Origin of the sequence: Streptococcus sp. NLAE-zl-C503 (genome assembly GCF_900104285.1) — a bacterium.
Classification (GTDB): domain Bacteria; phylum Bacillota; class Bacilli; order Lactobacillales; family Streptococcaceae; genus Streptococcus.
Map to the genome: position 1 here is coordinate 175,893 of NZ_FNJT01000002.1, position 22,652 is coordinate 198,544.

21 protein-coding genes and 1 pseudogene are annotated in these 22,652 nt (G+C 43.1%); 1 reads left to right on the forward strand and 21 read right to left on the reverse strand.

Going from position 1 to position 22,652, the window contains the following annotated elements; genetic code table 11:
- Positions 1-54: 54 nt before the first annotated feature.
- The 14 genes and pseudogenes from BLS46_RS04990 to glmS all read right to left on the reverse strand — a co-directional run bounded on the left by BLS46_RS04990 (position 55) and on the right by glmS (position 13,614).
- Entirely contained in the window at positions 55-1,908 is a 1,854-nt protein-coding gene (locus BLS46_RS04990; RefSeq protein WP_093586024.1) for a proline--tRNA ligase, read from the reverse strand.
- A gap of 16 nt (positions 1,909-1,924) precedes the next feature.
- A complete protein-coding gene (gene rseP, locus BLS46_RS04995) occupies positions 1,925-3,181 on the reverse strand; it encodes an RIP metalloprotease RseP (protein ID WP_093586026.1) in 1,257 nt (418 codons plus the stop codon).
- 15 nt (positions 3,182-3,196) lie between these two features.
- A complete protein-coding gene (locus BLS46_RS05000) occupies positions 3,197-4,000 on the reverse strand; it encodes a phosphatidate cytidylyltransferase (RefSeq protein WP_093586028.1) in 804 nt (267 codons plus the stop codon).
- Between the two features lie 8 nt (positions 4,001-4,008).
- Complete coding sequence (locus tag BLS46_RS05005; protein WP_038805815.1) at positions 4,009-4,767, reverse strand: isoprenyl transferase; 759 nt, start codon at positions 4,765-4,767, stop codon at positions 4,009-4,011.
- A gap of 419 nt (positions 4,768-5,186) precedes the next feature.
- Positions 5,187-5,951, reverse strand: a complete 765-nt coding sequence (locus BLS46_RS05010; protein ID WP_093586030.1) for an amino acid ABC transporter ATP-binding protein — start codon at positions 5,949-5,951, stop codon at positions 5,187-5,189.
- A gap of 9 nt (positions 5,952-5,960) precedes the next feature.
- Positions 5,961-6,683 (reverse strand): amino acid ABC transporter permease, encoded by a 723-nt coding sequence (locus tag BLS46_RS05015; protein ID WP_093586032.1) that lies wholly within the window; start codon positions 6,681-6,683, stop codon positions 5,961-5,963.
- A gap of 3 nt (positions 6,684-6,686) precedes the next feature.
- Positions 6,687-7,379: an amino acid ABC transporter permease gene (locus BLS46_RS05020; protein WP_000255460.1), complete on the reverse strand. Its 693-nt coding sequence runs from the start codon at positions 7,377-7,379 to the stop codon at positions 6,687-6,689.
- A gap of 32 nt (positions 7,380-7,411) precedes the next feature.
- Positions 7,412-8,290 (reverse strand): transporter substrate-binding domain-containing protein, encoded by an 879-nt coding sequence (locus BLS46_RS05025; protein ID WP_093586034.1) that lies wholly within the window; start codon positions 8,288-8,290, stop codon positions 7,412-7,414.
- Positions 8,291-8,301: 11 nt separating this feature from the next.
- Entirely contained in the window at positions 8,302-9,300 is a 999-nt protein-coding gene (locus BLS46_RS05030) for a uroporphyrinogen decarboxylase family protein (RefSeq protein WP_084945742.1), read from the reverse strand.
- Between the two features lie 2 nt (positions 9,301-9,302).
- The gene (locus BLS46_RS05035) at positions 9,303-9,506 is read right to left on the reverse strand and encodes a hypothetical protein (protein ID WP_000837741.1); all 204 of its coding nucleotides are present in this window, start codon (positions 9,504-9,506) and stop codon (positions 9,303-9,305) included.
- Between the two features lie 11 nt (positions 9,507-9,517).
- Positions 9,518-10,522 carry a uroporphyrinogen decarboxylase family protein gene (locus tag BLS46_RS05040; protein ID WP_093586036.1) on the reverse strand — a complete coding sequence of 335 codons (1,005 nt, stop codon included), beginning with the start codon at positions 10,520-10,522 and terminating at the stop codon, positions 9,518-9,520.
- Positions 10,523-10,740: 218 nt separating this feature from the next.
- Positions 10,741-10,875, reverse strand: a pseudogene (locus tag BLS46_RS05045) (oxidoreductase); the annotation flags it as partial.
- Positions 10,876-11,171: 296 nt separating this feature from the next.
- Positions 11,172-11,678: a hypothetical protein gene (locus BLS46_RS05050; protein WP_093586040.1), complete on the reverse strand. Its 507-nt coding sequence runs from the start codon at positions 11,676-11,678 to the stop codon at positions 11,172-11,174.
- 127 nt (positions 11,679-11,805) lie between these two features.
- Positions 11,806-13,614, reverse strand: a complete 1,809-nt coding sequence (gene glmS / locus BLS46_RS05055; RefSeq protein ID WP_093586042.1) for a glutamine--fructose-6-phosphate transaminase (isomerizing) — start codon at positions 13,612-13,614, stop codon at positions 11,806-11,808.
- A gap of 215 nt (positions 13,615-13,829) precedes the next feature.
- On the opposite strand from glmS, the gene BLS46_RS05060 reads away from it, so the two are divergent.
- Entirely contained in the window at positions 13,830-14,243 is a 414-nt protein-coding gene (locus BLS46_RS05060) for an EamA family transporter (RefSeq protein ID WP_093586044.1), read from the forward strand.
- Between the two features lie 265 nt (positions 14,244-14,508).
- On the opposite strand, the gene BLS46_RS05065 is transcribed toward BLS46_RS05060, so the two are convergent.
- From BLS46_RS05065 to BLS46_RS05095, 7 genes are all read right to left on the reverse strand, one after another.
- Positions 14,509-15,513, reverse strand: a complete 1,005-nt coding sequence (locus BLS46_RS05065; RefSeq protein WP_038805827.1) for a sugar transferase — start codon at positions 15,511-15,513, stop codon at positions 14,509-14,511.
- Positions 15,514-15,847: 334 nt separating this feature from the next.
- Positions 15,848-16,420, reverse strand: coding sequence for a nucleotidyltransferase family protein (locus BLS46_RS05070; protein ID WP_093586046.1), 573 nt, complete (start codon positions 16,418-16,420; stop codon positions 15,848-15,850).
- The gene (ruvB, locus tag BLS46_RS05075; protein ID WP_004246634.1) at positions 16,401-17,399 is read right to left on the reverse strand and encodes a Holliday junction branch migration DNA helicase RuvB; all 999 of its coding nucleotides are present in this window, start codon (positions 17,397-17,399) and stop codon (positions 16,401-16,403) included. Before ruvB ends, BLS46_RS05070 begins: the two co-directional genes overlap by 20 nt.
- A 488-nt stretch (positions 17,400-17,887) precedes the next feature.
- Positions 17,888-18,304, reverse strand: coding sequence for a GNAT family N-acetyltransferase (locus BLS46_RS05080; protein WP_084945735.1), 417 nt, complete (start codon positions 18,302-18,304; stop codon positions 17,888-17,890).
- A gap of 11 nt (positions 18,305-18,315) precedes the next feature.
- Entirely contained in the window at positions 18,316-19,011 is a 696-nt protein-coding gene (locus BLS46_RS05085) for a GNAT family N-acetyltransferase (protein WP_038804629.1), read from the reverse strand.
- A 195-nt stretch (positions 19,012-19,206) separates the two neighbouring features.
- Positions 19,207-21,708 carry a leucine--tRNA ligase gene (gene leuS / locus BLS46_RS05090; protein WP_093586048.1) on the reverse strand — a complete coding sequence of 834 codons (2,502 nt, stop codon included), beginning with the start codon at positions 21,706-21,708 and terminating at the stop codon, positions 19,207-19,209.
- Positions 21,709-21,863: 155 nt separating this feature from the next.
- Positions 21,864-22,556 (reverse strand): histidine phosphatase family protein, encoded by a 693-nt coding sequence (locus BLS46_RS05095; protein WP_093586050.1) that lies wholly within the window; start codon positions 22,554-22,556, stop codon positions 21,864-21,866.
- Positions 22,557-22,652: the final 96 nt, after the last annotated feature.

Below are 22,652 nucleotides of genomic sequence, written 5' to 3' on the forward strand. Positions count from 1 at the left end.
AACAAGGTAAAAACTAGTTACATTTTTGCCTTGTTTTTCTTCTGATTATAGTTTTTATTTCTTGCTTAGAATTTCAAGGGTTTCGAGCAAGTTGTCTGCGTGAACTTCAATGGTGTCACCAGTTGCCTTGATCTTAACTTCGACAATGCCATCAGCCGCTTTCTTCCCAACAGTGATACGGATTGGCAACCCAATCAAGTCGCTATCGCTAAACTTCACTCCGACACGTTCGTTACGGTCATCTGTCAAGACTTCGTAACCAGCTTCCATCAAGTTGGCTTCCAATTTTTCTGTCAAGGCTTGCGCTTCTTCATCGTTAACATTGACAGTAATCAAATGCACATCGAATGGCGCCAATTCTTTAGGGAAGTTAACTCCCCAAGCGTAACGGTATTCACCTTTTGGAGTTTTATTGACAAAGAGGCGAGCGTGTTGCTCCATCACCGCTGAGAGGAGACGGCTGACACCAATACCGTAACAACCCATGATGATTGGGATCGCACGGCCATTTTCATCCAAAACATCCGCACCCATGCTTGCTGAGTAGCGAGTTCCCAATTTGAAGATGTGACCAATCTCGATACCACGCGCAAAGTTTAGAACACCTTGTCCGTCTGGAGAGATTTCACCCTCACGAACTTCACGGATATCCACATATTCTGCAGTGAAGTCGCGACCTGGGTTCACACCCGTCAAGTGATAGCCATCTTGGTTGGCACCAGCAACAGCATTGCGAACATCTTGCACCTTGCGGTCAGCAATGATTTTGACATTTTCTGGCAAAGCAACTGGTCCAAGCGAACCAAAGCCTGCTGGGACGACACTTGCCACTTCTTCCTCGCTCGCAACGTCAAAGAAATCTGCACCCAAGTGGTTTTTCAACTTGACTTCGTTGAGTTGGTCATTTCCAACTAGAAGGGCTGCGACAAGCTCACCATCTGCCATGTAGAAGAGGGTTTTAATGGTTTGCTCTTCTGGCACGTTAAGGAAGGCTGCCACTTCATCGATGGATTTAACATCTGGAGTTTCCACTCGAGTCACTTCTTCTTCCGCAACAACACGGTTGCTTGGTTTGTACTCGTTTGTTGCCATTTCCAAGTTAGCCGCATAGCTAGACTCACTTGAGTAGGCAATAGTGTCTTCACCAGAAACCATCCATTTGAGCAATTCTGCTTTGATTTCTTCTTGCACTTCTGCAGGAATTTCATCAAATGAGGCAACTGACTTGTCCAAGACAACCCAGCGGTCAAGGTCTGTACGAGCAGGGGTGATGGCCATAAATTCTTGGCTATCCTTACCACCCATGGCTCCACCGTCACCGATGATAGCCTTGAAATCCAAACCACTACGAGTGAAAATTCGTTCGTAGGCCGCCTTGTACTCGTCATAAGTCACATCCAAACTATCGTAATTAGCATGGAAACTATATCCATCTTTCATGATAAATTCACGCGTACGGAGAAGTCCGTTACGTGGACGTTTTTCATCACGGTATTTCGGTTGGATTTGGTAAAGGTTAAGTGGCAATTGCTTGTAAGATTTCACAGAGTCACGAACAATAGCTGTAAAAGTTTCTTCATGTGTCGGACCTAGGATAAAGTCTGACTTTTCACGATTTTTCAGTTTATAAAGGTCTTCACCATAGGTTTCGTAACGGCCTGATTCGCGCCAGAGATCGGCACTGAGAAGGGCAGGAGCCAACATTTCCACCGCACCAATCTTATCAAACTCTTGGCGCATGATATTCTTAGCCTTTTCAATCACACGGTTAGCGAGTGGTAGGTAAGAATAAACACCGGCAGAAACTTGACGAACATAACCAGCACGCAACATAAGGGCGTGGCTGATAACTTGAGCATCGCTTGGCATTTCACGAAGCGTAGGGATTAGCATTTTACTTTGTTTCATAATATTCCTCGATTATCTAAAAAAAGAGTCGCATAATGTCATTCCAAGTCACAGCTAGCATCAAGACAACCATGATAACTACACCAGCCATGGTGACATAGGTTTCAATCTCTTGTTTAAGGGGTTTCCGGCGGATAGCCTCTAGGATATTGAGCACAATCTTTCCACCATCCAAAGCCGGGATAGGAATCAAGTTAAAAATCCCGATATTGATGGAAATTATAGCTAGGAAGTAGAGGACATTCTCAAGACCATTTTTAGCAGCATCGCTACTTGCCTTAAAAATAGCCACGGGACCACCGAGTTTGTTCAAATCTGGATGGAAAATCAAGTTTTTCAGAGCCGAAAGGATGCGGAGTCCTGAGTCAGCAGCAGTTGTAAATCCACCAACAAACATGGATAGAAAGTCTGACTTGACTCCCGGTTGAACCCCAAGAATATAACGTCCTTGATTCTCTTCTGGTGTCACAGTAACTTGCTTTTCGCTACCATTTTCAGAAATGGTCACATCCAAGGTCGGGGCAGTCTTGTCCTTGGTATCTGCTTCCACAGCCTGGGTCAAGTCTTGCCAATTCTTAACCTCATGCGAGCCGACCTTGGTGATTTGAGCTGTCTCAGCTACGCCCACCTTGGCCAAAGCTCCTTCTGGCATGACATGAAAGAGATTGGTCTGAGTGTCTCTAACACCACCCTGCAAAAAGATCAGGATCCAAAAAACAACAACACCTAAGATAAAGTTATTCATGGGACCTGCAAAGTTGGTGATGAGCTTGCCCCAGATAGAAGCATTTTGATACTGTACATCCAGAGGGGCGATGCGCACTTCGGTTCCGTCTTCTTCAACAACCGTTGCATCGTGATCTACTGCAAAAGTCTTTTCTTCTTCCAAAACCAATCCTTTAATGAAGAGCTTGTCTTCAAAGTCAAACTGGGTTACCTGCATAGGAAGAGCCGTTTGATCCAGCTTCTTCCCTGAGAGGTTAATCCGTTTGACCTTGCCATCATCAGCAAGTGTTAAACTGACTGGAGTTCCTGTCTTGATTTCTGTCGCATCATCACCCCAGCCTGCCATACGAACATAGCCTCCTAGAGGAAGGATTCGAATGGTATAAGCAGTGCCATCCTTGCCGATATGGGAAAAAATCTTGGGCCCCATACCAATGGCAAATTCACGAACTAGAATGCCTGATTTCTTGGCAAAATAAAAATGTCCAAACTCATGCACCACCACAATAATCCCAAAAACGAGGATAAAGGTTAGCAATCCAATCATTCAATATTCCTTTCTTTAAAACAGGCCAAATAAGTGCATCATTGGAAACACAATCAGCATGCTGTCAAAGCGATCCAACACACCGCCATGTCCAGGGATAAATTTTCCAGAATCCTTAACACCGAAATGGCGTTTCGTAGCACTCTCAATCAAGTCACCAAACTGACCTGCCACACTGAAGAAGGCAGCAAAGAGACTCATTCTATAAATTCCATAAGGAAGAGCAACTGTACTGTCCACTAGCATGAAGATTACCGTTATCAGTACCGCACCTAAAATACCCCCGACAAAGCCCTCAATGCTCTTATTGGGAGAAACTCTCGGAGCCAACTTATGCTTGCCAAAATTCACACCCGTCAGATAAGCTGCACTATCTGTCGCCCAAACGATAAAGAGAGCCAGAAGAACCTTGTCAAAACCTGCCACCCGAGCATCTAGTAAGGCGTTAAAGCCAAAACCAACATAAAAGCTCATCGCAATTGGAAAAACAGTATCTTCAATCGTATAGCTTTTACTGAAAACGGTCGTCCCTAGCATTATGGTAATCAAAACACTGTAAGCAACCACATTCCCATCAACTGGCAAAAAAGTTAGATAATTTTCTAAGGGGATTGTGAGGGCAAAGGTCGCAAAGAGGGTCATGGCACCCTCGATGGTCATGGTCTTTAGCCCCTTCATCTGCAAGAGTTCATGGACAGCCAGCATCGCTAACAAACCAATTCCTATCTGCAACAAGAGTCCTCCCACAAATAAGACTGGAAGGAAAATAGCCAGGGCCAATACCGCAAACAATGTTCTCTTTTGTAAATCTTGGGTCATATCTTCTCCTAAACTCCTCCAAATCGGCGATTCCGACGATTATAGGCTGTAATAGCCTCCTTCAAAGAGGCTTCATCAAAATCGGGCCACAAGGTATCCGTAAAGTAAAGCTCGCTATAGGCTGCTTGCCATGGCAAGAAATTACTCAAACGCAACTCACCACTCGTACGGATAATCAAATCAGGATCTCGCAAATCCTTTGGCAGGCGTTGTGTGAAAAGATAATCCCCTATCATATCTTCTGTAATATCACCAGGATTGATTTTGGCATCTAGAACTTCCTGAGCCAAGCTCTTAAAAGCCTGCGTAATTTCAGCACGACCACCATAGTTAAGCGCAAAATTGAGAATCAAGCCCGTATTGTTCTTGGTCAATTCCTCTGCTTTTTTCAAAGCTTCAAAGGTCGGCTTAGGTAGGCGATCTGTCTCCCCAATCATCTGAATCTTAACGTTATTTGCATGTAATTCCGGGACGTAGTTGTCATAAAACTCGACTGGTAAGTTCATGATAAACTTGACTTCTTGATCTGGGCGCGTCCAGTTTTCCGTTGAAAAGGCATAAACCGTGATGACCTTGACTCCCATCTTGTTAGCTGCCTTGGTCACCTTTTGGAGGGCTTCCATCCCTGCCTTATGACCAAAAACCCGTGGTTGCATCCGTTTTTTAGCCCAGCGGCCATTCCCATCCATGATGATACCAATGTGAGCAGGAACCTGTGTTGGAACCTCAACTTCTACAGCTTTATCTTTCTTAAAAAATCCAAACATGATCTTATTCCTATTCAAAAATCTATCGTTTCATTATACCATATTTCCCTCTATTCTTCTATTGCTAAGTTACTGCCCCTACTTGCAGATAGACAAAAAATAAGCCGCCTGATTAGGCGACTTTATTTTATAGGGAGATTATTATGAAAAAGTTTTAGGAGTTTAAGTTAAGTTTCTCTTAACTTATGAACTTAGTATACACCTCCTAGCTTAAATTTTTCTTAAGTTTTTTGAGAAATGAAAAATCTAAAATAAGATTGCCCACTTGAGTGTACGAAAAGTACCTCAAATCATCTCAAATAGCCAATCTAAGTCTAAAACCTAGCTTTTTCGGAAAGTCATTTCAAGCTGACACCTTTTTCCATAGTTTATAGATTGAAACTTTGCCTCATAAGTTACTTTCATAATGCACTTATCTATCAAATCATATATTCTACACTATAGCTAGCGTCTGATAAGATACGAGCCAGAAACTGCTTGGTTCGTTCTTCTTGTGGACGACTAAAGAAATCGTGGGGATTATTCTCCTCTACTATACGACCTCCATCCATGAAAATAACGTGGTTAGCGACATCCCTAGCAAATCCCATCTCATGTGTGACGACCACCATGGTCACACCTTCTCCCGCCAACTGTTTCAGAACATCCAAAACATCTCCAACCAACTCAGGGTCTAGTGCAGATGTTGGTTCATCTAGCAAAATCACCTCGGGCTTGACGGCAATGGCACGCGCAATCCCTATTCGTTGTTGTTGCCCTCCAGATAGCTGAGAAGGGTAGTAGTCTTTATAGGCCAGTAAACCAACTTTTTCCAAGGCAGATTCTGCACGTTTGAGCGCTTCTTCCTTGGGAACTTTACGAGCCACGATTAGGCCTTCTAGAATATTTTCCAGAGCAGTTTTGTTTGCAAAGAGATTGTAGTGTTGGAAAACAAAGGCTGTTTTTTGGCGAATTTCTAGAATGTCTTTCTTGCTTAATTTGGCTAAGTCATAAGTTTTTCCTGCCAAGGTCAAACGGCCACTGTCAGCTTTTTCTAAGTGGTTGAGACAACGGAGAAAGGTCGTTTTCCCCGAACCTGATGGTCCTAAAATAACGACGACATCCCCTTGATCGACCTGAAGATTGACATCCTCCAGGACCTGCCTCTCACCAAATGTTTTTGCGATATGTTCTACTTGTAACATCCTGTCCTCCTATACAAAACGTGCGCTAGATGCTTTTGCTCTCTTTTCTTTTTTCACATAGCCTTTCTCCAGTAGGGAGAAGCCCCACTGAATCGAACCACAGATCAAAATATACTGCAAAAAGATCACAAAATAAGACTCAAAATACTGGTAACCGTAGGACGCTTCTACACGAGCAATAGCGGTGATATCCTTGATAGTCATAACAAAGACCAGGGAGGTCCCTTTGACGATATTGATCACCAGATTGGCCAGGTTAGGCAAGGCTGAGCGCAAGGCTTGAGGAAAAACAATCCTTAAATAGGCCTGGGTCGTAGTCAGCCCAATCGCATGCGCCGCCTCTAATTGTCCCTTGTCCACCGTCAAGATCGCTGAACGCAAAATCTCCGACAAACTCCCGACTGTCATCAAACTATAAATGATAAAGGCATAGTAGAGAGGATCAAGCTTGAAAATATCAAAGTCGCTTCCTGTGCTTTTGAAAAATTGATTCAGCAGACTTGGAAACAAACTATAAAAGAAGAGAATCAATAAAATCGGAGGGGTCGCTCGGATAAAAGCCAGATAGACCAGAGAAAAACTTCTCACCCCTCGAACCTTGTAAATCTGCCCTAAGGCTAAAAATAGAGCAGGTAAAAAACTTAAGACCATAGCCACAATCATGATGACCAAGGTGATTGGCACACCCTTCAAGGTCTCCAGAAAGGTCTTTACAATATAGTCTATATCCATTTCTTACCTCCCTTTTGTTTCCAAAGACTTCTCAAGCAAACGACTCAAGCTAGAAATAACCAAGGCAATCCCCCAGTAAAGAAGCGCAACTGCCGTATAGGTTTCCAGAGAGTAGTTCCCTAAATTGCGACTAATCAAGAGATTGCCTGCCCCCATAACATCAACAAAACCAATCGTATAAGCCAAGGCAGCATCCCGCATGAGATTGAGAATAGCGGTCGTTATATTGGGAAGAGCAACTTGAAAAGCTTGAGGAAAAATGATTCTCCAAAAAGTCTGACTTGGAGTCAAACCAATACTAAGCCCGGCCTCTGTCTGCCCCTTTGGAATAGCTTGATAGGCCGCCTTGAAAACCTCGGCAACAATAGCCGCAAACAAGAGAATCATCGTCAAGAGAACAAAAATAGTTTTAGACCAGTTGTTGATGTCCAAACCAAGCCACCATTTCAGAAATTCTGGCAAGCCATAAAAGACTAGAAAAAGCAAGACAATCGGCGGTGTACAACGTAGGGTAAAGATATAGCCTTTGGAAATCGCTGCAAAACTCTTGTCTTCTCCTACTTGTGCCCAGGCCAAGAGACCTCCAAAAAGGGACCCAAGAAGAGTGGTAAAAAAGAGAATGGACAAGGTCATAGGAAGTGCCTGCCATAAGGTTGGCAAAAACTGAAAGACCTTGGAAAAATCATAAGAAACCATGCAAAACCCTTTCTAGTCTTGGAATTTCTGGTCTAGTCTTTGTCTACGTAACTAAAGACATCTTCTTTAAAGTATTGCTGAGATAGCTTAGCAAGCGTGCCATCTTCCTTCAACTCTTTGATTGCTTTTTCATATTCTTTAGCGAATTTCTCACCCTTTTCATCACGGTGAATCAAGGGATAAGTTGGAATGCCCTTGTATGGGAACCAGCTGAGTTTATCCGCATATTGGTGGTAAGGTCCATCTTCTGCGGTAACTGCTTTTTCAAAGGACAGTTTGATATCAAAGAAGGCGTCATAACGTCCTTCTAAGACCCAGGCATAGGCATCTGCCACTTTAAAGGATTCAGCTGCTGTTAGCTCAATCGGTGCATCCTGATGTTTTTCATTGTAGCTGGTGATGACATTCCATTGAGCATTCTGTGGAGAGATAGGAACCAATTTCCCTTTATTCTTAGCAAAGTCATCAATGGTTTTGTATTTCTGTTCATCTTCTTTTCTGACAGTAAATCCAATGATGCTCGCTCCGACTGGTTCAGATGGAATGACAAACTTTTTAGCTCGTTCATCTGTGTACCAAGCTCCCTTGGTTCCGATGTCATACTTGCCTGATTCCAGACCAATCAAGAGGTCGTCATCACTGGTGCCCGTATATTCAAATTGATAGTTTGCCAACTTCTCATCAACAGCCTTCAAAACAGCTACTTCATAACCATCTGATTCCCCTTTTTCATTGACAAAGTCATAAGGTACGTAGTTTTGTGTATGGGCAACCTTCAAGGTTATGACTTCAGCAGACGAAGCCGTTTCTCCCTCCTTGGCTGGAGCGCCAGCTAAACTTCTCCCGATAATCGTTGCCCCAATTACTACAACAACTGCTACACCACCGATAATCCATGCTTTTTTACTCATCTTTTTCTCCTTTAGTTTTCAAGCGCTTCTCTCACCCACTGGATACGTTCAACTGCGATATCACTTGGAATGGTACAATCTGCCCCAAGTACCAAGCCCTGTTCCCCAGCTTCTGCAACTAGTTTCTTTGCCTCAGCCTGAATGGCATCCTTGCTACCAGTATACAGTAAGCCTGTCTTGCCATTTTCGAATCCTCCAAGAACCGTACGTCCCTTGAAAATCTCACGACCTTCCTTGAGAGTGATTCCCTCTGGTCCTACAGCCCAGTTAAAGACTTGGGCTGGATAGTCTGCAAAAAGATGAATATCATTTCGCGCTCCCTCGTAGCCACAGATATGAAGAACAGTGACGCCACCAACAGCACTAGCCGCTTCCAGAACCGTTATCTCGCTAGGTGCAATGACGGCTTGATAATCTGCTGCCGACACTCGTTGATCTTGGATACTCTGCACGCTGAGATAGATTCCATCAGCACCAGCCTCTTCGATGACAGCTCGACTGAGACTCGCAATATCTTCTGCAATCACATCCAACACCTTCTTGAGGGCTTCAGGGTCTTCCACCAGAAAGTCCGCGATAAGGTCATCGCCACCAGATACTTCCCCTAGTAGCCACTTGAGATAGGTCACAGGAGCAAAAATATTGTAAATCGCAACGATATCTTCTGTAAATTCTTGCTTGATTTTCTTAACCAAGTCAACCTGCTCTTTTATCCAAGCGTGATCTGGTCCGAGTGATTGAATGGTCGCCAATTCTTGAAGTGATTTGCCTTTGGCAATCGCTGGATTTGGATAAGCAAAGTAGCCATCACTCATGAGTTTGATAAAGTCTGGCTGAACTTCTCGGATAAAGCGCTTATGTCCCTCGATATTCTTCTCGATAATGACTGGATTTGAGAAACCATGTAGCCATTCGTCTTCGGATGTGAAATGGTGCCAAAAGCCAACTGGCACACGATCAACCTTTTCACCTTTAAATGCTTTTAAAACCCATTCTCTTTTTTCTGACATTCTTATTCTCCATTTCTTACTTTTTCAACTAATAAACTGCTTGCGATATCATTCGAGCGTAGAAAGGGGAGACTGGACTTGGAAAAATCCTGAACTCCACGACATCTCTCTCCATTTTTGCAGTGCTGATTTTTTACGACGCTTATGGCAACCAAAGCCAGCAAACCGACAACTGCAATGAAGATGCCCCATCTTTTACTTTTCATAGCTCCTCCTTTTAGAGAACAGCTGCCTGTCGAATCCAGTCCAACCTCTCTAAGTCAAAGTCATCTGGAACAGTACAGTCAGCTCCCAGAAGAACGCCTTTACTACCAGCTTCAGCCAGCAACCGTCTTGTTTCATTTTGCAATTCCGCCTTGGAACCTTGATAAAGCAAGCTTTTCTTGCCATTTTCAAATCCACCTAAAACGGCCTTGCCTCGAAACAACTCCTGACCCTGTGTCAAACTAACATCCTCATGATGAGTCGCCCAGTTGACCACTTGAGCTGGATAGTTCTTAAATATCGTCACATCATTGCTCGCACCTTCAAAACCACAGATATGGAGGATATTGGTCCCACCAACCTGATTGGCTGCCTCCAAAATCGCTATATTGCTCGGTTCGATATAGGTTTGGTAGAGTGCTGGTGTGATGCGCTGATCTTGAATTTCCTGGGTACTGAGGTAAATCCCGTCAACACCGCCTTGCTGGATGATTTTCTGAGTTAGGATAGCAATATCTCCTGCAATCACATCTAGAATCGCTCTGAATTGCTCAGGATTTTCAAGCAATAGATCAGCCACTTCCCTATCTCCTCGAGAAGTTTCTGTACGGAACCAGCGCTTGAGGTAGGAGATAGGGGAAAAGATATTGTAGAAAGAAGCAATCTCTTCGGTAAAGGTCTCTCGAATCGCTTGTACCACTTCCACCTGTTGCTGAATCCATGGGTGTTCCTCACCAATCGACTCAATAGAAGTCAGCTCCTGAATGCTTGCAATCGTAGGACTATAAACATTACTTGGATAAAGGAAAAAACCGTCACTCATAATTTTGACAAAATCAGGGCGAATCCTTTCCACATAGTTACGATGCCCGTCAACACTTTTTTGAAAGATACGTGGATTATTTAATCCCTGCCCCTTTTCTTCGAGTGTTACAAAATGAAACCAAAATCCCACAGGAACTCTTTCCACTTCATCGCCTCGAATCGCTCTAAAGACTAGCTCTCTTTTACTTGCCATACCTCTCTCCTTCCATTTGGATTGAAACCATCTTACCACTCCTTTTCCCCTTTTCCCAATATATATTGACTATCAACTCGATTGGAAATTTTTATATCTATAAAGAAAAAAATCCCTAAAAAGCTTGATGTTACTAGCCTTTCAAAGATTCACTTTATTTTCATCTATTTTTCAAAAAGGAGTTGATATAGATTTTCTATCAAGCCGATTGGATTTTTTTATACCCCCTCTTTCATGGCAAAGTAAGCACGTATTTTCGGCGCCACTTGCGTGCCATAGAGTTCAATAGCTCTCAGAACCTGGTTATGTGGCATAGAACCAAGCGGTAGATGCAACATAAAACGCTCCAAACCTTTGCTAAGCTTGGATCAGTTTCTTGAAATAACGCGGATTCTCACCCAGTAGTCAAGGTAGCACTAAACAGTTTTATTTGAAATACATTCGCTCATTAGAAAAGTATCTGATACAAAAAGATTTTGATTTTAGGAATTCTTTATTATAAATTTTTAAAATCGATAGATTAGAAAAAAAGCGAACAAGACAGAATTCTGAGTGTCAGATAACTCGTTTTGTTCGCTTTTTATATTTAAGGTTAGACTTTTGTCCTAGACTCATTAGAAAAAGCCTAGATCAACTAGACTTTTTTAGTTTATTCTACCTGTAGTTTATTATCTTTCAAAGTCAATTTCGAGTTTTCTGTCAATTCTGTTTGTTCAAAAGTGTAAATCGTCTCGCCCTTTGTATCAATCATGTACCAGGCTTGATCTTTGCGGACAACCAGTGCAAGCTCCGTGCTATTTTCGTTCTCGTTTTTGATCGACAATGGAAAGGCCTTGTCCACACCTTCCAGAGCTACTTTCTCACCTGTTTTTAATTCTACTAGGTAGTACACGCCATCCTTTGTACCAAAACTGTAGTCCCCATTAATCGGTGTGTGGCTATCATAGTTTTTCATTAGAATGGAAGTTTTATCTACACCATCAAATGCCTTTTTAAATTGTTCTCTCTGCTCTTCAGCTTTCTTTTGATCTTGAGACTGAACCGTCTCTTGCACAGCAGCAATCCGTTCCATGTTTTGCTTTTTCGCTTGTCTCGCCTGATGGATCAAGACCGTTCGTATCAAGAAAGAACTAGACAAGACGATACCAATCAGCATAGCAATAATATTTTTTTCTTTTTCATTTTCTTCTCCTTATAAAAAACTGCCTTCGGAATACAAGGATTCCTATCTCAAGTATAACAAGGAAGAGCAAAAAAGTCTAGGAGGACTAGACTCTTTTAGCTTATTCTACTGTTACTGACTTGGCAAGGTTACGAGGTTTGTCCACATCGAGACCACGGTGAAGTGTTGCAAAGTAAGCAACCAATTGCGTTGGTACGACCATTGAGATTGGTGAGAGGTAAGGGTGAACGGTCGTAAGGACGATATCGTCTGTCTCTTTAGCGACATTTTCTTCTGCGATGGTGAGAACCTTGGCACCACGGGCTGCGACTTCTTGGATATTTCCACGAGTATGATTGGCAAGGACTGGATCTGACAGGAGGGCCAAGACAGGTGTCCCCTCTTCAATCAAGGCAATGGTTCCGTGCTTGAGTTCTCCTGCCGCAAAACCTTCACACTGGATGTAAGAAATCTCTTTAAGTTTGAGACTTGCTTCCATAGCTACATAGTAATCTTGACCACGTCCGATGTAAAAGGCGTTGCGAGTTGTTTCAAGAAGCTCACGAACCTTGGTATCAATGGTTTCTTTCTCAGAAAGAGTTGATTCGATAGACTGAGCCACGATAGACAACTCACGAATCAGGTCAAAGGCTTGCGCTTTGGCATTGCCGTTTGCTTCACCGACTGCTTTTGCAAGGAAGGCAAGAGCTGCGATTTGTGCTGTGTAGGCCTTGGTTGAAGCCACGGCGATTTCAGGCCCTGCATGAAGAAGCATGGTATGGTTGGCTTCACGTGAAAGAGTTGAACCTGGCACGTTTGTCACTGTCAAGCTTGGGATGCCCATTTCATTGGCCTTGACCAAAACCTGACGACTATCCGCTGTTTCACCAGACTGGCTGATAAAGATAAAGAGTGGTTTCTTGCTGAGAAGTGGCATGCCGTAGCCCCACTCAGATGAGATTCCAAGTTCAACTGGTGTATCCGTCAATTCTTCCAGCATCTTCTTAGAAGCAAAGCCTGCATGGTAAGATGTTCCAGCTGCAAGGATGTAGATTCGGTCTGCGTCTTGAACAGCCTTGATGATAGCTGGATCCACGACAACTTGACCAGCCTCATCTGTATAGGCTTGGATGAGTTTACGCATCACCGTTGGCTGCTCGTCGATTTCCTTAAGCATGTAGTAAGGGTAAGTTCCCTTACCGATATCTGACAAATCGAGTTCAGCAGTGTAGCTAGCACGCTCACGACTATTGCCATCATAGTCTTGAACTTCGACGCTATCAGCCTTGACGATTACCAACTCTTGATCATGGATTTCCATGTATTGGTTGGTCTCACGAATCATAGCCATGGCATCTGAGCAGACCATATTGTAGCCATTTCCAAGACCAATCAAAAGTGGTGATTTGTTCTTTGCGACATAGATGACATCTGGATTTTCAGAGTCAATCAGGGCAAAGGCATAAGAACCACGGATGATGTGAAGAGCTTTTTTGAAGGCTTCGAGAACTGACAAGCCGTCTTCTTCGACAAATTTTCCAATCAAGTGAACGGCGATTTCCGTATCGGTTTGTCCCTTAAAGTGGTGACCCGCAAGATATTCTTCCTTGATTTCAAGGTAGTTCTCAATCACTCCATTGTGGACCAAGACAAAACGTCCAGTCTCAGAGCGATGTGGGTGAGCATTGTCCTCAGTTGGTTTACCATGAGTCGCCCAACGCGTATGTCCGATACCAGTTTTTCCCTCAACACCGGTAGTTTTAGCAGACAATTCAGCGATACGGCCAACAGCCTTAACTAGATGATTTTCAGCACCACCTAGAACAAAAATTCCCGCAGAATCATAGCCACGGTATTCAAGCTTTTCAAGCCCTTGAATCAAAATATCAGTTGCATTTGTGTTTCCAACAACACCGACAATTCCACACATAGTATATACGACACAGACCAGCTGTGCTTTCCCCTTAAATTGGTATAGTCTGATTTTCCTTTTACAGAACCAGCAAAGACAGTATATACTTGTTTTTCTCACTTGTCAAGCATAAAAATTGGTATAGTTTTTTAAAATGCCATCAGAGCAAGATTTCACTTGAGAACTGACAAGTAGGATTCGATTACTTATAATAGAGAGAGGAGGTAGTTACCATGTGGTTTTTCTTCGCACTTTTATCTGCTGTCTTTGCAGCCTTAACTTCTATTTTAGCCAAGATTGGGATTGAGGGAGTTCCGTCCAATCTAGCAACAGCCATTCGTACGATCGTCGTCATCCTTATGGCTTGGGCCATAGTTTTCTTGACCAATAGTCAGACTGAGATTGTCAACATCAGTAGAAAAAGTTGGTTCTTTCTCATCCTGTCTGGTTTGGCAACAGGCGCCTCCTGGCTCTGCTACTACAAGGCCTTGCAGATGGGCAATGCGACTGAGGTATCTGCTGTCGATAAGTCTAGTCTCGTCATTACACTCGTTTTAGCCTTTTTCTTTCTACAGGATGTCCTGACGTTTAAAACAATCATTGGATGTATACTGATTACGATTGGGACCTTGGTGATGATTTTGTAATCCTCATCCTCCTCCATATATGACTTTTCCCCCAAAAAAAGCTAGATAGTTTTGGGGGTATTTTCTTACGTCTAAATTTATAGGTACAGGGAATCAGCTTCAAGCGGCTAGCAAAAAGGAGAGAACCAAATTGGTTCCCTCCAAGATGTGGTTTTTCATCAACCCATTACAGTTGATAAAAAACTAATTATCTAAGATGGCTAACTTCGACTTGAAATTTTGCCTTTCTAAATCTGAATGTGGTAAACCGATGACCGACTTTTGACTAATCTAAGAGCATCATGGAATCAATAAACAACTTCTTTGTGAAATAACCATTTTTAATTAAGTAAGCTGTATATTTTGCTCTTGTGACCATTTGATCATACTCTTCTGCCGTACATTCCTGAACCACGCGGCTAGCTTCTTCCAAACTAGATACGACAAAGCCCAAACCTTTCTCACGGATATAGTCCACATTAGAAAGATAGTCTGGCACAACCACAGGAATACCCGCAGCCAGATAAGTTGTCAACTTATAAGAAACATTTTCTTTGTAGTAGTCACGCTCTTCCGCAGGATTTTCGGAATTTCCCCATACTAGGCCAAAACCTCCTCCTTTAGACAACTCCAACAATAATTCCTGCTGAGTTCGCCACCCCTCAAGATGGACTTTGGAATAATCTACTCCCTCTGCTCTCGTAGCATAAACATGAAGGGGGGTACTGTGTTTCCAGTCAACAATATGTGGGAAACGAGATGGGTCCCCTGAGAAGATTAATTTTTTCTCAAATTTTGGAGTATAGAGTTCCAAACCATGGGGAAGATCCCAGAGTGTTTGAACAACGTAGTTCTTGACGGTTAATCCTTCTGAAACGAGTTTCTGGTACATTTGTTCGGATGGTACTACCACCACATCACATTTATTATACATGTCAATGTGGGCCTTCATAAGATAATAATTGCTCTCAAACATTAGTGGCTGAACATCATGGATAAACATCACCATTTTTACATGAGAAAGCTTTAACTTTTCTACCAAGTGATTGTCCCATTCAACACTATTCCATGAAGGAGATTGGAAAAAAACGACATCTCCATAAGATACCCCCGCGACAATCCCATCCATCCGCGAGTTCAGTTCTTCCCACGGTTCATGGCTTGCATCATAAAAATATATCCCCAGTTCGTTAACTCCAAAGTCTCGAACAATTTTCATGACATTGTTCTGCGCCATCAAGGCAACACTCGTTGATGCTTGCCCAAATAAATTTGTGAAATGTACTTTCATTGTTTTCTAAATCCTCGTCTCAGTAATTTCTCTAAACATTGTATCATAATTTACGACTTTTCAAAAGCGTTTACATGCCAATTTTCAAGCTCAAGTTAGTTACTTGGGATAATTTCCCCAGGAGTCTTGTCTTCCAAGAACAATAAGGATAGCCTTAATAGATGTTTTTCTCACTCAATCTCACAAATTCGGTATCTTTGTTAGCTATGATAGATTGAATGAGTTGTTCCTGTTGAGTATATAATTTTTTGCATCTTTAGATTTCTCTGCTCATCTTGTGATGATTACAAACTCACATATAGAATTCTTATGCGATCAAGTCACTAACTTCTTTTCAAAGATTCGAGAACGTGAGATTTTCCCATTTTTCTTGCCAATTTTTCTTGGATAATCGTGTTTGATAGAGTTTCATTCGGTCTTCATTTTCTAAGAAGTGAGGAGTCGGATGAGCTTGAAAGTTCAAGATATCCTCGAGTCCATAGGGGGCAAAAAGCTCTAAAGTGGAATCTTCATTCAAGCGAAGTCCTACCGCCGTACAGCGCTCTGGATATTTACTCATGGCATCACGAGAACTCGTATAGGGCACAGTGTGGGGACTGTGCTGATGCATATAGACCTGATTTTTCAACTCCCACTGATACTGAGGGAAATCTTCTCTCAGCTTGTTCTCTAGGGATACTGTTTCCTCATAAGAAACATCTGGATCAAAGAAAATCACATCCACATCCGTTTCACGGTCAAAAGGGGATTTGTCTGACAAGAGATTCCAGATGAAATTTCTAACCGAACCCGCTGCCAACCACGAATCTTTCAGACCAAGGTTACGAATGATGGTCAGAATGGTCATAATATCCAGATTTTCTCTGAAAGCATCTAGAATTTCTTGTTCATTTTTCACTGTATTCATAACCTAAATGCTCATATGCTTTAGCTGTTGCAACCCGTCCAGACCGTGTCCGCATGATAAATCCTTTTTGGATCAGGTAGGGTTCGTACATGTCTTCGACCGTCTCACGCTCCTCGGCAATATTAACAGAGAGGGTTCCTAGACCGACAGGACCACCACCGTACATCTCAATCATGGTTCGAAGAATTTTTTGGTCCACATAGTCCAATCCTTCATGGTCAACATCTAGCATGGTCAAAGCCTTATCCGTAATCACATCATCAATCAAGCCATCCCCCATAATCTGGGCAAAGTCGCGCACGCGCTTGAGGAGACGATTGGCGATACGGGGAGTTCCTCGACTGCGTAAGGCCAGCTCAGCAGCTGCTTCATGAGTGATTTCCATCTCAAAAATATCGGCCGTCCGCTCAACAATTTCCGTCAAGTCAGCATGGGCATAGTATTCCATATGACCTGTAATACCAAAACGTGCTCGTAGCGGATTTGAGAGCATCCCCGCACGTGTCGTCGCACCAATCAAGGTAAAAGGTGGCAAGTCTAAATGGACACTGCGACTGCCCTCACCAGCCCCAATCATAATGTCAATGTAGAAGTCCTCCATGGCACTATAGAGCACCTCTTCCACCGACATGGGCAAGCGATGAATCTCGTCAATAAAGAGGACGTCCCCAGGCTCCAAATCATTCAAAATCGCTACCAGATCACCCGCTTTTTCAATGACAGGACCAGACGTTTGCTTGAGATTGACTCCCAATTCATTAGCAATGACAAAGGCCATGGTCGTTTTCCCCAAACCTGGAGGCCCAAATAAGAGTACATGGTCCAGCGCTTCATCCCGCATTTTGGCAGCTTCGATAAAGATTTGGAGCTGATCCTTCACCTTATCCTGCCCGATATATTCACGTAAGTATTGAGGACGGAGCGTACGTTCTACTAACTCCTCATCCCCCATTATCTCATTATCTAAAATTCTATTCATGTTTCCATTATATCAAAAATCCAAGCCACAAACAAAAAAGCCACCTGATTGGGTGGCCTCTTTAGGGAGATTATTATGAAAAAGAAAGGATTAGGATTTCATTAAATAAAGTTAGGAGGTCTTTATCTAATGACTATATGATACACGAGGAGACTTAAAATTACCTTAACTTTTTTCTGATTTATCATTTTTTTAGAAAAATTTTTTCCAAATGAAATTTCCTTTCTCAAGTCACAAAAAAGCCACCTGATTGGGTGACTTCTTTAGGAGATTATGATGAAAAAGAAAAGTTTAGGATTTCATTAAATAAAGGGTACTCAATGAAAATCGAAATCAGACTAGGCAGATAGACGCAAGCATAACTATAGTTAGCTAAGTCGACTCTAACGAAGGTTGATGAGATTTTCGAAGAGTATTAGGAGGTCTTTATTTAATGACTATATAATACACGAGGAGACTTAAACTTTACTTAAGAAAAAAAATTATTTTTATTTTTTTCGATCGACCCAAATCATTCCTGTGCAATCATAAGTAGATAAGGTTTCAAAACCCAGAGAACGATAGAATCCCAAGGTTTTTTCTGTCTGTTCGGTCACTAGTTGGACTTGATAGGCATCTTTGTAATCAGCTAAAGCCTCTTTCATCAAGGCACTGCCAATTCCTTGGTGCTGATAAGTAGGCAAAACGATCAAATCCTGAACAAAAATCGACGAAAAACCATCTCCGACCAAACGAACCAAGCCCACCACGGCATTGCCATCAAGTGCCAGATAAATCGCTAATGAGTGAGACAAGGCCTTCTCCAGCATCTGAGGTTGATGGGTATAATTTGTCCAACCGACTGCCTGATAGAGATGCAAAACATCATTTATATTTACTAATTCTTGCTTTCTAACGGTAATCATGTCAACACCTCTTAGATTTCTCTCAAACTCTTGTACTGCCGTCCATTCTTGTCAAAATTTTTAGGAGCCAGCCATGCTTCCAAACGAGCTTTGACTTGAGGCCAGTCCTTATCAATCATAGAGAGCCAATCCGTATCCCTCGTACGCCCCTTATAAACGACTGCCTGACGGAAGGTTCCTTCATAGACAAAGCCCAAACGTTCCGCAGCTCGTCTTGATGGAAGATTTAGAGCGTCGCATTTCCACTCATAGCGACGATAGTTGAGTTCCTCAAAAACATAGCGAGCCAAGAGATACTGGGCTTCTGTTCCTATCCTCGTCCCCTTAAGTGCTGGTGAAAAGGTGACGGCACCCACTTCTATTACTCGGTTATTCTGGTCAATGCGCATGAGAGAAAAAGTTCCCAAGGCCTTACCAGTTGCCTTGTCTATAATCGCATAGTAAAAACGATCCTTACGAGCCAACATCTGATTTAAGACGGTGACCAGTCCCGCCATATCTGCCATCGGCTCCTGAAAGAGGTAGGTCCACATCTCCCGAGGCGTATCTGGACCATAGACAGCTAGCAAATCCTCCGCATGCTTTTCCACTGAAAGAGCTTCTATCCGAGCGTAGCGCCCTTCTAAGAAATCAATGGCAGGCAATTCACCTGGTGTATAACCTTCCATTGACTCACCAATCATCTGACCATATTCGTTTACTGGCATCGTTTTTCTCCTTGATTCACTTTTCAAACTTTACAGTTGCACATAGTATATCATACTTTCATATCAAGATTCAAAAAATCCTCCAGATTCTACTCTGAAGGATTTATATTTTATTTCCCAACAATATTAACGAGTTTAGTTGGCTTCAATGGTCCAGTGGACTATTGAAGGTGGCAGATAGGGCTAATAAACTCGTTATTTAACAACGATATTAACGAGTTTGTTAGGTACCGCAATCACCTTCACGATTTCCTTACCGTCAATTTCTGCTTTAACTTTTTCATCCGCTAGAGCGATTTCTTGCAATTCTTCACGTGATAGGTCTTTCGCAACCATGAATTTGGCACGGACTTTACCTTTGATTTGGACGACGATTTCGATTTCGTCTTCAACCAATTTGCTTTCGTCCCATGTTGGCCAAGCCACGTAAGAGATGGATTCACCTGTTGCTGCAACAATTTGCCAGAGTTCTTCTGCCAAGTGAGGTGCAAATGGGGCAATCAATTGGATAAAGCCTTTGGCATAGTCCACATAGAGTTTGTCTTCCTTATTAGCAGCGTTGACAAAGACCATAAGTTGGGCAATGGCTGTGTTGAATTTCATGGATTCGATTTGCTCAGTGACAGATTTAACTGTTTCATTGTAGACCTTGTCAAGAGCGCCATTATTTTCCGCAACAATTTCTTTACTTGTAATCAAACGGTAAACACGGTCAAGGAACTTACGGCTTCCTTCCAGACCTTCTTCTGACCAAGCAATCGAAGCGTCAAGCGGTCCCATGAACATTTCATAAACACGAAGGGTATCGGCACCGTATTGTTCCACCACATCGTCTGGGTTAACAACATTCTTAAGAGATTTAGACATCTTGGCTGGTGCTTGCTCCAACTCTTCTCCTGTTTCCACATGGAAGAAGGAACCGTCACGTTTTTCAACCTTGTCAGTCGCCACAAGCGCACCACGGTGATCACGGTAGCTAGTTCCCAAAATCATTCCTTGGTTAAAGAGTTTTTGGAATGGTTCCTTAGTCGGAACAACACCGAGGTCATAGAGGAATTTATGCCAGAAACGAGCGTAGAGCAAGTGAAGAACAGCATGCTCTGCACCACCCACGTAGATATCTACTGGCAACCATTGTTTGAGGAGATCCTCATCAGCTAATTTCTCTGTGTTATGTGGATCGATATAGCGGAGGTAGTACCAGCTTGAACCAGCCCATTGTGGCATAGTGTTGGTTTCACGACGACCTTTGACCCCATCTTCACGAATCACTTCTAGCCAGTCTGTCAAGTTAGCTAGTGGGCTTTCACCAGTACCTGAAGGGCGGATGTCCTTGGTTACTGGCAAGACAAGTGGCAATTCACTTTCTGGAACGGCTGTCGAAGTTCCATCTTCCCAATGAATGATTGGGATTGGTTCACCCCAGTAACGTTGACGACTAAAGAGCCAGTCGCGGAGACGGTAGGTAACCTTCTCCTGACCACAACCTTTCTCTTCCAACCAAGCCACAATCTTAGCAATAGCGTCTTCTTTGTTAAGGCCATCTAGGAAGTCTGAATTGACATGAAGACCATCTTCAGTATAGGCAACTTCTTCAACGTTTCCACCTTCTAGCACTTCTACGATTGGAAGGCCAAATTGTTTGGCAAATTCCCAGTCACGTTGGTCATGAGCAGGTACAGCCATTACCGCACCTGTCCCATAGCTAGCAAGAACATAGTCGGCAATCCAGATTGGAATTTCCTTACCATTGACAGGGTTGATGGCATAAGCACCAGTCCAAACCCCTGTTTTTTCTTTGGCAAGGTCTGTACGAGCCAAGTCTGACTTAAGACTGGCTTGGTGTTTGTAGTCAGCTACTGCCTCTGCTTGCTCCGAACTTGTGATAGCGTCAACCAAGTCATGCTCAGGAGCCAAGACTGTGAAGGTCGCACCGAAAAGAGTATCCGGACGAGTAGTAAAGACGGTGAATTCCTTGTCTGTTCCTTTCACTTTAAAGCTTACATTGGCACCAGTTGACTTCCCAATCCAGTTACGTTGCATGTCCTTGATAGATTCTGGCCAATCCAACTCATCCAAGTCATTGAGCAAGCGCTCTGCATAGGCCGTAATTTTGAGCATCCATTGGCGCATTGGCTTGCGGACAACTGGATAGCCCCCACGCTCAGAAGTTCCGTCAGGAAGGACTTCTTCATTGGCAATGGCTGTTCCTAGTTCCTCAACCCAGTTTACTGGTACTTCCGCTTCATAAGCCAAACCTTTTTCGTAAAGCTTGGTAAAAATCCACTGCGTCCACTTGTAGTAGTTTGGATCTGTTGTATTGACTTCACGATCCCAGTCGTAAGAGAATCCAAGCGCATTGATTTGGCGTTTGAAGTTAGCAATATTTTCCGCCGTAAATTCTGCTGGGTCATTCCCAGTATCCATAGCGTATTGCTCTGCAGGCAATCCAAAGGCATCCCAACCCATTGGGTGAAGGACGTTGTAGCCTTGCGCACGTTTGTAACGGCTGAGAATATCCGTTGCTGTGTAGCCTTCTGGGTGTCCTACGTGTAGACCCGCTCCTGAAGGATATGGGAACATGTCGAGAGCATAAAACTTCGGTTTCGACACATCTGTTCCTGTCTTAAATGTATGATGTTTTGCCCAGTAGCCTTGCCACTTAGGCTCAATTTCCTTATGATTGTAAAAACTCATGGTCTCTCTCCAATTTTATGATGTTACTATTATACCATTTTTGAGGGAATTTGAAAGACGAGAAAGAATCTTTTCCCCTCCATTATCAAAGATTGGCTCTGAAAACACTCTTGCTAAGCTGAATAAAAAATAGCTCCTATACGGAGCTACCTTGATCAATGCTTATTTTCTTCCATCTTCTCACGTCCCAGCTCCCGATAGCTACGGTCACCAACGACATCGACTGTAAACTGGCCGCTCTCGTATTCTAGAATGGTCACACTGCCATTATCCAAACCGTGCGGATGCATGCCATTGATCAGATATACAATGGTACCAATCGTCATTCCATGACTCACAACAAGAGCATTGCCCCCACCTTGTTCTTCCATTTCTTTGGCTATTGCTTCAAAGCCTTCCTTGATTCGACCACTGAGTTTTTCCCAGCCTTCTGCCCAGCCAGCTGTATCAACCTCTACCAAGCCTTCGGCTAGCTCCGCATAGGACAACTGATGAACATGATCCACCTTGAAAACACGAGGAATGACCCCCATAAAAAGATCCCCATCATAGGCCCCATCAAAACTACCAAAGCACCACTCACGGATTCGCTTGTCCATGCGGTAAGGGATTTTCCCCTGCAAGCCAAGTTCTTCTAGGATAATTCCCATGGTTTGAATAGTCCGACCTGAATCACTGGAATAAGCGCGGTCAAACTGCAAGCCAGATTCTCTCAAGCCAATTCCCAGTTCATGGATTCCCAACTCACCTTCTGCAGTCAGAGGTGTATCACTCCATCCTTGAGCACGTCCAATCGTGTTAAACATGGTTTTTCCATGACGGACCAAGTACAATCTTACTTTAGACATTTTCTATCCTCCATTTTCTTCTATTATATCATGGAACAAAGAAATATTCGGCTTTCAACAGTAAAGTCCGCTCTCGTAATTTTCCCACAAGAAAAG

Excerpts from the sequence above, each read along its gene's own strand:
- BLS46_RS04990 (WP_093586024.1), bottom strand. The coding sequence starts at position 1,908 with ATGAAACAAAGTAAAATGCTAATCCCTACGCTTCGTGAAATGCCAAGC.
- rseP (WP_093586026.1), bottom strand. The coding sequence starts at position 3,181 with ATGATTGGATTGCTAACCTTTATCCTCGTTTTTGGGATTATTGTGGTG.
- BLS46_RS05000 (WP_093586028.1), bottom strand. The coding sequence starts at position 4,000 with ATGACCCAAGATTTACAAAAGAGAACATTGTTTGCGGTATTGGCCCTG.
- BLS46_RS05005 (WP_038805815.1), bottom strand. The coding sequence starts at position 4,767 with ATGTTTGGATTTTTTAAGAAAGATAAAGCTGTAGAAGTTGAGGTTCCA.
- BLS46_RS05010 (WP_093586030.1), bottom strand. The coding sequence starts at position 5,951 with ATGTTACAAGTAGAACATATCGCAAAAACATTTGGTGAGAGGCAGGTC.
- BLS46_RS05015 (WP_093586032.1), bottom strand. The coding sequence starts at position 6,683 with ATGGATATAGACTATATTGTAAAGACCTTTCTGGAGACCTTGAAGGGT.
- BLS46_RS05020 (WP_000255460.1), bottom strand. The coding sequence starts at position 7,379 with ATGGTTTCTTATGATTTTTCCAAGGTCTTTCAGTTTTTGCCAACCTTA.
- BLS46_RS05025 (WP_093586034.1), bottom strand. The coding sequence starts at position 8,290 with ATGAGTAAAAAAGCATGGATTATCGGTGGTGTAGCAGTTGTTGTAGTA.
- BLS46_RS05030 (WP_084945742.1), bottom strand. The coding sequence starts at position 9,300 with ATGTCAGAAAAAAGAGAATGGGTTTTAAAAGCATTTAAAGGTGAAAAG.
- BLS46_RS05035 (WP_000837741.1), bottom strand. The coding sequence starts at position 9,506 with ATGAAAAGTAAAAGATGGGGCATCTTCATTGCAGTTGTCGGTTTGCTG.
- BLS46_RS05040 (WP_093586036.1), bottom strand. The coding sequence starts at position 10,522 with ATGGCAAGTAAAAGAGAGCTAGTCTTTAGAGCGATTCGAGGCGATGAA.
- BLS46_RS05050 (WP_093586040.1), bottom strand. The coding sequence starts at position 11,678 with ATGCTGATTGGTATCGTCTTGTCTAGTTCTTTCTTGATACGAACGGTC.
- glmS (WP_093586042.1), bottom strand. The coding sequence starts at position 13,614 with ATGTGTGGAATTGTCGGTGTTGTTGGAAACACAAATGCAACTGATATT.
- BLS46_RS05060 (WP_093586044.1), top strand. The coding sequence starts at position 13,830 with ATGTGGTTTTTCTTCGCACTTTTATCTGCTGTCTTTGCAGCCTTAACT.
- BLS46_RS05065 (WP_038805827.1), bottom strand. The coding sequence starts at position 15,513 with ATGAAAGTACATTTCACAAATTTATTTGGGCAAGCATCAACGAGTGTT.
- BLS46_RS05070 (WP_093586046.1), bottom strand. The coding sequence starts at position 16,420 with ATGAATACAGTGAAAAATGAACAAGAAATTCTAGATGCTTTCAGAGAA.
- ruvB (WP_004246634.1), bottom strand. The coding sequence starts at position 17,399 with ATGAATAGAATTTTAGATAATGAGATAATGGGGGATGAGGAGTTAGTA.
- BLS46_RS05080 (WP_084945735.1), bottom strand. The coding sequence starts at position 18,304 with ATGATTACCGTTAGAAAGCAAGAATTAGTAAATATAAATGATGTTTTG.
- BLS46_RS05085 (WP_038804629.1), bottom strand. The coding sequence starts at position 19,011 with ATGCCAGTAAACGAATATGGTCAGATGATTGGTGAGTCAATGGAAGGT.
- leuS (WP_093586048.1), bottom strand. The coding sequence starts at position 21,708 with ATGAGTTTTTACAATCATAAGGAAATTGAGCCTAAGTGGCAAGGCTAC.
- BLS46_RS05095 (WP_093586050.1), bottom strand. The coding sequence starts at position 22,556 with ATGTCTAAAGTAAGATTGTACTTGGTCCGTCATGGAAAAACCATGTTT.